The following is an 8,435-nucleotide window of genomic DNA, read 5'->3' as shown; positions in this document are numbered from 1 at the left end:
GAAATCAACCTCGCCTGTCAAAACTTTGTAGGTAAGGTCATTCACCTTCATAGACTTATCAGTTTCAGTATCAAGCTGAGATACCTTCTCAAGTTCTTGCAACCGTAATTCATGAGCTTGTTTGACTTTTTCAAGGTCAAAGGCATGTTGCTGTTTTAGAGTATCTATCTGATGTTGAAATTCTCTTTCGAGTTTTTCAACAATATGTGAATGTTCTTTAGCTTGTTTTTCAATCTCAGCTTTATTGTTAGCTTTTGATGCGACATATGACCATAACCCTGAGATTATTGCAAGAATGATACTAATTACAGGTTGAATAAGAGCTTGATATTTCATAAGATTTCTCCAATCGTTTTTATTTCATTATACCAAATTTAGAAAGGAATACTATGAACGAAATTTTTAATTTTCACGGGCAGGAAGTCCGTACTTTGATAATTGATGACGAGCCTTGGTTCGTCGGGAAAGATGTCGCAGACATCCTAGGATATAGCAAGGCTAGAAATGCGATTGCTCTTCACGTTGATGAAGAGGACGCCCTAAAACAGGGCATCCCTACTAGTGGTGGAACACAGGATATGTTGATCATCAACGAATCTGGTCTCTACTCTCTTATCTTGTCCAGCAAGTTACCTCAAGCCAAAGAGTTCAAGCGTTGGGTGACATCAGAGGTCTTGCCAGCTATTCGTAAGCAGGGCGGTTTCATCCGTGAAGATTTGGACGAGGATGCCTTCATTGCTTTATTCACTGGCCAGAAGAAATTGCGTGAGCAACAAGCTAGCATGATTGAAGATATCGACTATCTAAAAAACGAACAGCCAATTCACCCAAGCTATGCTCAATCGCTCCTGAAGAAGCGTAAGGCTCGTGTCGTGGCTTGCTTGGGCGGTATTGATAGTCCAGCTTATGTGGATAAGATTTTTGCTCAGTCAGTATTTAGACAAGCTGAGATTGATTTCAAAGACCACTTCAACATCAGTCGCTATGACTTGCTACCGAAGAAGTTTGCGGAAGCTGCTCTTGCTTACTGGATGACTTGGGAGCCAAGCACAAATACCAAGATGAAGATTATGGAACTGAACGCTTTTAGTCAAGCGTAGGGAGGGAAAAATGAGACCAAGACGATATCCGTATAGTGGAAAAAAAGAGTCCACCTTTGTAAAGACAGACCCTGAGTTGGTATTGAATATCAATAAGATTAATACTGGAAATATACAAGCGAAAAATATATTTGGAAAAATTTTAGATAAAGAAAGTAGGTAAGAAGAATGGCTAAAAATTCAATGAACCTTGAAGTGAAAGTAAATGTTACGAATATGGATCAATTTAACGATCTTGTCAAAATGTTTAATGAAAAAGCTCATGAGCTTGAAGAACTTGCTCATAAGCTGAATTGGTTTCGTTTTGAAGCAGATATCCTATCAAATGATGGCAACTAGTTCAAAATTAGCATTTTCTGGAAACAAATAAATTGGATATGATTCTTTTGTTTCGAGATTACGGAACTGGTAACCAAAATAATCTTTTTTTGCATTTGAATTTTTTTCAGTTAGTATTTCAAGATTAGCTTGTGATAGTAGTTTAAAAATCTGAATACGAGCTTGTTCTAAATCGGACATTCTGTTCAAAGCTCTTAGTTCGTGCTCACTTGGGAATACACTTATCAATTCTTCTCTATCATCTAAATAGGTTATAGAATCATCTAGATAATCATGTTTTAATTTGAAATCGATAAATGATAAATTCCTGTATTCTTGATAGGTTACAAAGGTAATATTTTTATCTTGGAATCGGTAGACGAGGGAATCATTTTGTAATTCATCCTTAAATTCCGTAAGACCAATTAAAAATTTATGACAAGCTTCTAAAATACGAATTTGATTGAGATTCATTCTCTTCTCCTCATTTCTATTGAATTTTTGACTAAAACGCGAGAGGTCCTAGTTAAGAATATTATAGCAATTTGGGAAGGAATCACATCAGTCTTGAGACTGATATAGGAGGTATTGATGGAAGATAAAATCATTGAACTTGCTGATTACTTCATCAGCGAATCTACAACGTACAGAGAAGCTAAAATAGCATGTGAGAAGCTATTTAGACAAGTCAGCCATGAGATTGAACTCAGGGCTATGGAAAGTAAGACAGTTTGACAACAACGCAAAAAAGCACCTGACGGAAATCAGGCGCATACTTAAATATTCAACATGATTATAACATGAAAGAGAGGGAAATGCCAATGGCTTTGGAATTATTTGGAGAAGATTTCAAAAATGAACTGCTGGAAGAACTTGTCCAGTTGAATGTGAAAGCTATGAATGAAGCTAAATTACGAGTATCAAGAGGTACGAACTGGGCTTCAATCAAAGATGTCCAAGAGAAAACAGGTTGGGGTCGTAAGAAAATTGAAGATTTTAGAGACGCAGGAAAATTCCGCTACCAGCAAAATGCTAAAGGCGGTAAGTATTTATATGACATGAACGATGTACTTCGGTTTCAAAGTCAGTTAGCACAATAAAGGAGATTAAAAAATGTTTGAACCACCAATTTTAAATCAATTAATGGGGGTAGGAGGCTTGCTGATTGGATTTGCAGCGGCTTGCCGTCATATCAAATTGCGAGAAAAACGCGAAGAAGAGGAGAGACGACTTCAAGAGGAACAGGACACGCAAGTGATTAGAGCTTGTAATGAATTGCTTGAAATGGGACGTTCGATTGAACGCCAAGAAATTCGCAAGAACATTCGCAGAGAGTTCCATGGATTCACATTTGATAATGAACCGCCTCAAGGATTGCGTCCAGAGCCGTTAGCTTTGCCAGAACCTATGCACATCTTAAAGTGAGGAGGCCAGGAAATGGAAGAATTGATTGAATGGCTGTTGTGGCATGAGAGAGTGAATATTGAAATGATGTCGTCTGATGAAGAAAAGTCTGACTTTGAAATATATTTAGAGGACGAGAATAGAAAAATATCACTCATCAAAGAATACCTAACCGACTATGAAAAACTAGCCAAGGACTACCGTGATGTGGTCTCTGAAAATAAGCTGCTGAAGGTTGAGAAGATGGCGCTAGAGGGTATGCACATTTATGAGGATATGCGGATGAAATACCGTGCGAACCGTAGGAAGTGGGGTATGAGATTATGGCGTTAAAAAACAAGCGGTATTTCTGGATCCAACTTGCCCAAGACTTTTTTAAGTCAAAGGAGATGAAACTACTTCGAAAGATTGCTGGTGGAGATACACATACCATCATTTATCTCAAAATGATGTTAATTAGCTTGGAAGATGGAGGGCATATTTACTACGATGGATTGGCTGATAATTTAGCCGAGGAAATTGCTCTTGTTATTGATGAAAACGTTGAAGATATTAAAATTACATTGATTTTCTTAGAGAGTAAAGGCCTGCTAACCAAAAAATCCGACCGAGATTATTTTTTGGAGCAGGTTCCTGAGATGGTCGGGAGCGAAACTGCGAGTACTCGTAGGAGTCGCAAGCACAGAGAGTTAAAGGGGTTGCATTGCAACACGATTGCAACAACTTGCAACGGAGATATAGATATAGAGAAAGAGAAAGATATAGAGAAAGATATAGAGAAAGATATAGAGAAAGATAAAAATCCAGTCGAGCTCATCGTGGAAGAATATCAATCTCGTATTGCTCCGTTGGATGGAACTCAATTTGAAATCTTGAAAGAGTTCATCACTTTTGATGGAATGGAAGCGAAAGTTGTCCTGAAAGCAATTGGTCTTGCTGCTGACAATGGTAAAAGGAATTTTAGTTATATCAGAGCGATTTTGACGAATTGGAAAAACGATGGAGTTTTGACGATTGCAGCAGTCGATGAACGTGAGCGAGCGTACAAAGAAAGTAAAATCAAGGATCAGTCAGGGAATCAAAAATCAAATGTTCCTGAATGGTCACAACCTAACTATGTGAATACCACGAGCGAGGAGGTCAAGGAAGAGCTTGAAAAACGGAAACGTGAATTACTTGAAAGGCTTGAGAATGGAGGTGGCTGATGTTTATTTTAAGACATGGTACAAGAGAGGATAAGCCCTTTCTGATGTCCGCTGTTATCGGTGTGACTGGTTTGGACATTTCATGTTCTGAGGAGAAGAAAGCCTTGCGGTTTGTTTCTCGGGCGGCAGCCTTACAGGTTGGTAAGGCGTTGAGGGGTTCCTTTGGGAACTTCTACCCGGTTGAGGTGGAGTGATGATAAATCTCTACTTCGTCTACAACGGGCACTGTAAGTTTTACCTTGGAACGTTTAACAATGTCGATGATCTCATTGAGCAGATGGAGGATCATCAATGGGCCTTCTCGGCTATCACTCATCCAAGATTTCAGAAGCACATTGGTCAGCGGACGACACGGTTTGACTACGGTGCTAAGGATTGTTACTATTTAGCGACTTTTTCAGAAGGAGAAGAAAATGATTGAACTTTTTAAAGAATTTGGAATGGCTATTCTGTGGCTATTTCTCGGCTATTTAGTCGGGGAACGTGCAGCAAGAAAGGAGAAGAAAGATGATCAATAACGTTACGTTAGTGGGGCGCTTGACGAAAGACCCTGAATTAAAATATACGCCGTCAAATGTGGCGGTTGCGACTTTTACTCTGGCAGTCAATCGGAACTTCAAGGGAGCAAATGGCGAGCGAGAGGCGGACTTCATCAACTGCATGATGTGGCGCAAGCAGGCAGAGTTGTTTGCGGAATGGTGCAAGAAGGGTAATCTTGTCGGTGTGACTGGTCGTATCCAGACAAGGAACTATGAGAATCAGGAGGGGCACAGGGTCTATCTGACCGAGGTAGTCGCAGAGAGTTTTGATCGACTTGAAAAACGTGATGATACAGCTAACCGTTCGAACATTGAGGAACAAATGCCAGGAAGTGCATTTGATGAGGATGGTTTGCCGTTTTAGTGGGAGGTAAGAAATATGATTGGAGTAAGCTATCAGGAAATTCATCTCTTTGTTGAGTTTTTGAAAAAGCAGTATGGGCAAGGTCGTCCAGACTACATTGAAGCCCTGAACGACTTGGACGGTCTAGCGAAAGTCTCTTACAGAGAAGATATTGAAAGATTTTTAGAAGATGAATTATGACAAACAGACAGTAATTGACGGACTGAAACGAACAATCGAGCAGACTGAGGCAAGGATAGTTGAACTATCTGAGCCGTGTGTCAAATCGCTTGCTTTTAGCAGGTCTGAGGAAAGAGACTTGCTTAAAAAGAAAGTGAAAAACTAGAAGAAGAGAATAAAGGAGTTAGAAGATGATGGAAGATTTAAAGAAAAAAGTTAATGGAGTATACGGCTGGTCGGTAGAAGATGGAAAACCTAAACCTCCCAAGCAAGATTTACCACAAGCGGTGAAAGAACGTGCGGACTATTTCTGGGAAATGGCGGAAGATGGAATGACGTTTATAGGAGTGATGGATTGTATCTTCGCAGATGAAAAACCTACAGACTATGATTTGGGAGCTACCAAGGATTGGTTGCCAAAATCTAAGGAGTTTGATGATTGGGTTGGCTATGCGCCAAGCATGTCTCAGTTAGTTATTGCAGTTTATTTGATTTATGGAGGAAGCGAAGATGAATAAGCAGCAATTGATTGAACGATATGAAAAATTTAAAGCTAGCAAGAAAAAAATGACCTCGGTTGATTTAGTTTTGAAAGACTTACGATCTTTAGACGAACCAGAACCGTTGCCGTTCAAGTTAAAAGATGTCGTTCGTCGAATCAGAGGGTTTGATCCGACGACACAGACTAGATGGCTCAATGACATCCTTAAAGAATTAGGGGACGACTACGGTTCGATGAAATATCGCAGCGGTTACGAACAAGGAAAACTTGAGGGAGCATGGGTTGCTAGTCAATTGAAGGATGCTGATAAGATTCGATGTGAGTTGAATAAAGCTAAAGTTCCGCCGTTTGTGGCGGAATATATCGAGGAAAGTAGATTAAAAGGTTGGGACTTACTGGCTTCGATGTGCTTTGTAGTTTCTGCAAAAAACAAAAAAACTACAAAGTGGTTCTATTTAGGCGAAAATAAAAACATATTCGCACTCGCTTGGATTTTCGGCTACGAGGTCGAGAACGAGAACGAGAAAGAGAAGAAATACAAAATTACACTTCTAAACCGAAACGACGGGCACTTATATCTCGTCAATCAAAATGCTGACTTAGTAGATAAATACGGACATTTTTCTCCCGTAGTACTCCTTTTTACAAAAGGGACTAATTTTTCAGAAAAGTGCTATAAACTCACGAAAAAGGAAGTAGTTTCGTATGGTTTCGGCTGGGTATTCGATTGCCCAGGGATTGAGATTGAGGAGGTAGAAGGATGAGCCTTACTCTAAATAGCACAATTGGAGACTTAGTTTCGGCAATCGGAGAAATTATCGTTGAGTCTGACGGTAAAACCACTACAGCTATGCTGGAGATACCTGATCAAAGCTTTTACTTAGAGATTGCGGTTAAATTAAAAGAGGAGGTGGAGTGATGGTAATCAAGAATTACAAATATGATTATTCAGGTGGCAAAATCTACTACACAATTGATGTTGATGGCTATGAACAAGCCATGGAACACACAAAGACAGAATACGGAAGTGTACAAAGAAATGATATTGATGATTTCTTAAGTACGGTTGAGGAATACGACTTTCAAGAAGCTGAGATGATTGAAGCATTCGTTGACTTTCAAAATGATTTGCTCTTATATGGAATTGGTTTTGAATTGAGAAATGAGGTCACAGAATGAAACGAAAAAGCATATCTAAAGCCACTAGACAAAAAGTTTTAGATAAATACGGCGGTCACTGTGCTTATTGTGGCAAGGTTTTGGACTTGAAAACTTTGAGAGTGGATCATTTACACCCTCACTATCGAGGCGGAGAAGATAGTTTTGAAAACTATATGCCTGCTTGTTATAAATGCAATTTCTATAAATCTACTTTTCTGTTAGAAGAATTCAGAGAGCAGATGTCTACCTTGCACGAGAGAATCAGTAAGCCGTTTATAGCAAGACTTGGGTTAGATTATGGAATTATTGAAATCAAGCCTTTTAATGGTAAATTTTATTTTGAGGAGGAGACATGAAACGATTCATAGCTATTTGGATTCTGCTATCTGCTGGATTGAATATCTGGCAGAGTATCCACATTAAAAAACTAGAAGCAAAGCGTCCGATTGTCATCTATAAAGCTGATAACAAAGGCGCAGAAATCAAAGGCAGAGTCTTACAAAAGGAGAAGATTGGCGACATGTACACTATCACAGTGAAAAATTACGGAATATTCGTAGTTACTCAAACAAACTATGAATCTCTTAAAATAGGAGATGAGGTAATATTGTGATGGCAAAGTACAAGAAACCAACTTACATCATCATTCAAGAAGCGATGGCAGAGCGCATTAGATTTCTGGAAGATGAACTGTATAAAAGGGCCTATAAGGATATTGAGAAACTAGAAGCTCAAAATGATTTCTTAAAAGCCCTTTGTAATAATCAACTTGAAATTATCATGGATTACGAATGGAAGCAGATGCAAGAGCAGGCTGAGTTCATAAAGGCTAATACTAGGAAATGGAGAGCAAGATGCAGCTAAGACTGAAAGAACTTAGAGAGGACCTATGTCTCTCTGTAGGACAGATGGCAAAAGAAACAGGTGTTTCCCAAAATACAATTCATTTGTACGAACGGGGTGGATATCCGTCGATTAAGCAAATTGAAATGATTGCTAAAACCTATGATGTAAACCCTGCGTGGCTTGTTGGGTGGATAGATGATGAAATGATGCCTGGAATACAGGTAGTCGAAAAAGTGGTCTACAAAGAAAGCCCAACAGCAAGATTGCCAGATTATTTCAACAACAATAACGATGGTAAGATTATCAAGTGGGTCAAAACTAAAAGATATATGGGAGGTAAGGTTTGGGCAAAAAGAATTTAACAAAATCACGGAGAGATTATCTTGAGTTTGAACTCGATGATAAATACCTGAAGATTGATAAACTTATTGGTCAGCGTAGGCATGAATTAGAAAGATTGTACGAAGTGAAACATCTAACTGTTCCTGGTATTGATGATACTGGTGCAAGTGGAGGCGGAACATTCGTCAACAGGTCGGAGAATCTAGCGGTTGCTTATGCAAGCGATCCGATGGTTTTAAGACTGGAAAACTTTCAAACAGCAATTTCAAAACTACTTGACGCACTTGAACCTGATGATAAAAAAATCTTTCATTTGAGATGGGGAGAACATACTAGATATGATTGGATTCAAGTTTGGCATATTATGGAGAATGGTGACACTGGGTATCTATACAGGCATAGTAAGCAGATTTACAGAAGACGTGAAGTCATTCTTGATACACTTGCAAAGTTATTGTTCATGTAAAATTGTCAAAAAAAAGTATAGCATTGACA

At 39.0% G+C, this 8,435-nt stretch carries 23 protein-coding genes; 21 read left to right on the top strand and 2 right to left on the bottom strand.

Going from position 1 to position 8,435, the window contains the following annotated elements:
* The coding region (locus N8N51_RS04505; RefSeq protein WP_261103666.1) for a hypothetical protein at positions 1-336 on the bottom strand (336 nt) is incomplete at its 3' end.
* A gap of 53 nt (positions 337-389) precedes the next feature.
* Here N8N51_RS04505 and N8N51_RS04500 point away from each other — a divergent pair.
* Genes N8N51_RS04500 through N8N51_RS04490 form a run of 3 tightly spaced genes read left to right on the top strand, consistent with a single transcriptional unit; the run spans position 390 to position 1,439 of the window.
* A complete protein-coding gene (locus tag N8N51_RS04500) occupies positions 390-1,100 on the top strand; it encodes an ORF6C domain-containing protein (protein WP_261103664.1) in 711 nt (236 codons plus the stop codon).
* A 10-nt stretch (positions 1,101-1,110) separates the two neighbouring features.
* Positions 1,111-1,263: a hypothetical protein gene (locus tag N8N51_RS04495; RefSeq protein ID WP_261103663.1), complete on the top strand. Its 153-nt coding sequence runs from the start codon at positions 1,111-1,113 to the stop codon at positions 1,261-1,263.
* A gap of 5 nt (positions 1,264-1,268) precedes the next feature.
* Positions 1,269-1,439, top strand: coding sequence for a hypothetical protein (locus N8N51_RS04490; RefSeq protein WP_261079561.1), 171 nt, complete (start codon positions 1,269-1,271; stop codon positions 1,437-1,439).
* On the opposite strand, the gene N8N51_RS04485 is transcribed toward N8N51_RS04490, so the two are convergent.
* Positions 1,422-1,892 (bottom strand): hypothetical protein, encoded by a 471-nt coding sequence (locus N8N51_RS04485; RefSeq protein ID WP_261079562.1) that lies wholly within the window; start codon positions 1,890-1,892, stop codon positions 1,422-1,424. The two genes, N8N51_RS04490 and N8N51_RS04485, sit on opposite strands and share 18 nt — an antisense overlap.
* 117 nt (positions 1,893-2,009) lie before the next feature.
* Here N8N51_RS04485 and N8N51_RS04480 point away from each other — a divergent pair, with 117 nt between their 5' ends.
* The 18 genes from N8N51_RS04480 (at position 2,010) to N8N51_RS04395 (ending at position 8,406) form a co-directional block, all read left to right on the top strand.
* A complete protein-coding gene (locus N8N51_RS04480) occupies positions 2,010-2,153 on the top strand; it encodes a hypothetical protein (protein WP_167747524.1) in 144 nt (47 codons plus the stop codon).
* 80 nt (positions 2,154-2,233) lie between these two features.
* Positions 2,234-2,518: a helix-turn-helix domain-containing protein gene (locus N8N51_RS04475; protein WP_261103662.1), complete on the top strand. Its 285-nt coding sequence runs from the start codon at positions 2,234-2,236 to the stop codon at positions 2,516-2,518.
* Positions 2,519-2,531: 13 nt separating this feature from the next.
* Positions 2,532-2,843 (top strand): hypothetical protein, encoded by a 312-nt coding sequence (locus N8N51_RS04470; RefSeq protein WP_261103661.1) that lies wholly within the window; start codon positions 2,532-2,534, stop codon positions 2,841-2,843.
* 12 nt (positions 2,844-2,855) lie between these two features.
* Complete coding sequence (locus N8N51_RS04465; RefSeq protein ID WP_390897318.1) at positions 2,856-3,155, top strand: hypothetical protein; 300 nt, start codon at positions 2,856-2,858, stop codon at positions 3,153-3,155.
* Entirely contained in the window at positions 3,146-4,027 is an 882-nt protein-coding gene (locus N8N51_RS04460) for a phage replisome organizer N-terminal domain-containing protein (RefSeq protein WP_261103660.1), read from the top strand. Before N8N51_RS04465 ends, N8N51_RS04460 begins: the two co-directional genes overlap by 10 nt.
* Entirely contained in the window at positions 4,027-4,221 is a 195-nt protein-coding gene (locus tag N8N51_RS04455; protein WP_261144626.1) for a hypothetical protein, read from the top strand. Before N8N51_RS04460 ends, N8N51_RS04455 begins: the two co-directional genes overlap by 1 nt.
* Positions 4,221-4,448: a hypothetical protein gene (locus N8N51_RS04450; RefSeq protein ID WP_261103658.1), complete on the top strand. Its 228-nt coding sequence runs from the start codon at positions 4,221-4,223 to the stop codon at positions 4,446-4,448. The genes N8N51_RS04455 and N8N51_RS04450 overlap by 1 nt, the downstream gene beginning before the upstream one ends.
* A gap of 86 nt (positions 4,449-4,534) precedes the next feature.
* Positions 4,535-4,930: a single-stranded DNA-binding protein gene (ssb, locus tag N8N51_RS04445; protein WP_261103657.1), complete on the top strand. Its 396-nt coding sequence runs from the start codon at positions 4,535-4,537 to the stop codon at positions 4,928-4,930.
* 15 nt (positions 4,931-4,945) lie between these two features.
* Complete coding sequence (locus N8N51_RS04440; protein ID WP_261103656.1) at positions 4,946-5,110, top strand: hypothetical protein; 165 nt, start codon at positions 4,946-4,948, stop codon at positions 5,108-5,110.
* Positions 5,111-5,280: 170 nt separating this feature from the next.
* On the top strand, positions 5,281-5,607 hold the full coding sequence (locus N8N51_RS04435; protein WP_261103655.1) for a hypothetical protein: 327 nt from the start codon (positions 5,281-5,283) through the stop codon (positions 5,605-5,607).
* Positions 5,600-6,355, top strand: a complete 756-nt coding sequence (locus N8N51_RS04430; RefSeq protein ID WP_261103654.1) for a DUF1642 domain-containing protein — start codon at positions 5,600-5,602, stop codon at positions 6,353-6,355. The genes N8N51_RS04435 and N8N51_RS04430 overlap by 8 nt, the downstream gene beginning before the upstream one ends.
* On the top strand, positions 6,352-6,510 hold the full coding sequence (locus tag N8N51_RS04425; RefSeq protein WP_261103653.1) for a hypothetical protein: 159 nt from the start codon (positions 6,352-6,354) through the stop codon (positions 6,508-6,510). Before N8N51_RS04430 ends, N8N51_RS04425 begins: the two co-directional genes overlap by 4 nt.
* Positions 6,510-6,770: a hypothetical protein gene (locus N8N51_RS04420; protein ID WP_024056617.1), complete on the top strand. Its 261-nt coding sequence runs from the start codon at positions 6,510-6,512 to the stop codon at positions 6,768-6,770. Before N8N51_RS04425 ends, N8N51_RS04420 begins: the two co-directional genes overlap by 1 nt.
* Positions 6,767-7,108, top strand: coding sequence for an HNH endonuclease (locus N8N51_RS04415; protein ID WP_024056616.1), 342 nt, complete (start codon positions 6,767-6,769; stop codon positions 7,106-7,108). Before N8N51_RS04420 ends, N8N51_RS04415 begins: the two co-directional genes overlap by 4 nt.
* Positions 7,105-7,365, top strand: a complete 261-nt coding sequence (locus N8N51_RS04410) for a DUF1372 family protein (protein ID WP_261103651.1) — start codon at positions 7,105-7,107, stop codon at positions 7,363-7,365. Before N8N51_RS04415 ends, N8N51_RS04410 begins: the two co-directional genes overlap by 4 nt.
* Positions 7,365-7,616, top strand: coding sequence for a hypothetical protein (locus N8N51_RS04405; protein WP_261103650.1), 252 nt, complete (start codon positions 7,365-7,367; stop codon positions 7,614-7,616). The genes N8N51_RS04410 and N8N51_RS04405 overlap by 1 nt, the downstream gene beginning before the upstream one ends.
* Positions 7,595-7,960 carry a helix-turn-helix domain-containing protein gene (locus tag N8N51_RS04400; RefSeq protein ID WP_261103649.1) on the top strand — a complete coding sequence of 122 codons (366 nt, stop codon included), beginning with the start codon at positions 7,595-7,597 and terminating at the stop codon, positions 7,958-7,960. The genes N8N51_RS04405 and N8N51_RS04400 overlap by 22 nt, the downstream gene beginning before the upstream one ends.
* Positions 7,942-8,406 (top strand): hypothetical protein, encoded by a 465-nt coding sequence (locus N8N51_RS04395; protein ID WP_261103648.1) that lies wholly within the window; start codon positions 7,942-7,944, stop codon positions 8,404-8,406. The genes N8N51_RS04400 and N8N51_RS04395 overlap by 19 nt, the downstream gene beginning before the upstream one ends.
* The last annotated feature ends 29 nt before the right edge of the window (positions 8,407-8,435 follow it).

This window comes from Streptococcus mitis, assembly GCF_946188685.1.
Lineage (GTDB): Bacteria > Bacillota > Bacilli > Lactobacillales > Streptococcaceae > Streptococcus > Streptococcus mitis_CC.
Note: the sequence above shows the minus strand (reverse complement) of the source record. Positions and strands in the feature narration are given on the sequence as shown.